The sequence below is a fragment of the Nocardia sp. NPDC060220 genome, assembly GCF_042727815.1.
Taxonomy (GTDB): Bacteria; Actinomycetota; Actinomycetes; order Mycobacteriales; family Mycobacteriaceae; genus Nocardia.
Genome location: NZ_JBHWZY010001227.1, coordinates 1 through 1,546, shown reverse-complemented (window position 1 = coordinate 1,546; position 1,546 = coordinate 1). Strand labels below are relative to the sequence as shown.

At 66.4% G+C, this 1,546-nt stretch carries 3 protein-coding genes; 2 read left to right on the top strand and 1 reads right to left on the bottom strand.

Annotation, left to right across the window (positions count from 1 at the left end; all coding sequences use genetic code 11):
* A partial coding sequence (locus ACFWF3_RS35535) for a pyridoxamine 5'-phosphate oxidase family protein (RefSeq protein WP_379318518.1) occupies positions 1 to 480 on the top strand: 480 nt, incomplete at its 5' end.
* Positions 481 to 595: 115 nt separating this feature from the next.
* Positions 596 to 1,240 carry a DUF4097 family beta strand repeat-containing protein gene (locus ACFWF3_RS35530; protein ID WP_379318516.1) on the top strand — a complete coding sequence of 215 codons (645 nt, stop codon included), beginning with the start codon at positions 596 to 598 and terminating at the stop codon, positions 1,238 to 1,240.
* A gap of 90 nt (positions 1,241 to 1,330) precedes the next feature.
* Here the strand turns inward: ACFWF3_RS35530 and ACFWF3_RS35525 are convergent.
* On the bottom strand, positions 1,331 to 1,546 hold a 216-nt coding region (locus ACFWF3_RS35525; RefSeq protein WP_379318514.1), incomplete at its 5' end, for a TetR-like C-terminal domain-containing protein.

Below are 1,546 nucleotides of genomic sequence, written 5' to 3'. Positions count from 1 at the left end.
CTTCTCGACGCCTCGCTCACCAGCGCCACATCCCACTTGCGATCGATCATCGACGCCGAGAACACGCTGACCGCAGCGGAACTCACCCAGACCCTCACCGGCATGTGCACCCTCGCGCTGTCCACCGTGACGGCGAAGGGTGAACCTCGGATCAGCGCGGTAGACGGACATTTCCTGCACGGACACTGGCACTTCGGCACGGCGCGCACTGCCGCGAAGGCGCGCCACCTCGCGGCCAGGCCCGCTGCCAGCGTCGCACACTTGCGCGGTGAGAACTTGGGCGTGTTCACCCACGGCACGGTCGAGATCCTCAACCCGCTGGGCGGCGAGCCCGGCACGGGCTGGCCGGAACTGCTGGCGTACTTCCAGGACTTCTACGGCGGCGACGCCTTCGACTGGGACAGCGAGGTGGTCTACTACCGCCTGCGTCCACACTGGATGACGGTCTACGCGCCCGATGTCGCGAGGCTCGCTCCCTGATCATCTGTGCACAGGCGAAAACTCGCGCTTGCGCTATACGTATACATCTACTTATAGTGAGAGCACGCAATGTACGTATACATCTACGTACAACCTTTGTAGCCTAGGAGTACAGATGCCTACTTTCCAGACGCCGCAGCCGGTCGCCGTCGCCGTCGATGTGCCCTGTGGTGACGTCACCGTGGTCGCCTCCGATCGCGCCGACACTGTGGTCGAGGTCCGCCCGGTCGATACCTCCAGCAAGGCTGATGTCCGTGCCGCCGAACAGCTTCGGGTCGAGTTCGCCGACGGCAAGCTCACGGTCGAGGCTCCGAAGAAATGGAAGTCCTTCACCCCGTTCGGTGGCAACCCGTCGGTCTCGGTGACCGTCGAGGTGCCGATCGGCTCCGCCCTCGACGCGACCCTCGCGATGGGTCGACTGGTGAGCGTCGGCGAATTCGACCGATGCGATCTCGAAGTGTCCGCCGGTGACATCGCGGTCGAACGCCCGAGCGGTTCGGTCAGCGCGAAGACCGCCAAGGGCAACATCCGCGTCGACGAGGCCGCGCGGGGGGTGCTGCGACTGGAGACGTCGATGGGCGATCTCGAGGTCGGCATCCGGCCGGGTAGCGCGGCGCGGCTGGAGGTCAACGCCCTGCACGGCAGTGTGCAGAACCGGATGGAACCCGTCGATCAGTCGACGGGGAACGGAGAGGCCGTCCAGGTCTTCGCGCGCAACCTGTACGGCAACGTCACCGTCGGCCACGGAACGCTCGTATAGACCGGGGGTCTCGAAGCTGGTGCGCCCGTAGCCGTTCGCGCGCCACCTCGCCGTCCTCGCAGTGACCGCGTCCCCGATCGGTGGGAGGGGTCATCGGGTGAATGCGCCCGCGTCTGCTGCGAGGGCGGCGCTGGTCGCCGCGAGGTCGGGCAGATGAGGACCGGGTGGGGTGCGTAACAGGACCAGGTGGTGGTAGATCGGTGCGGTCGCGACGATCAGGAGGGCTCGTGCGTCGACCTCGGATGGCAGCTCGCCGCGACCGATCGCGCGCTCGACGATGATCTCGGACTGGGTGTAGCGGTCATC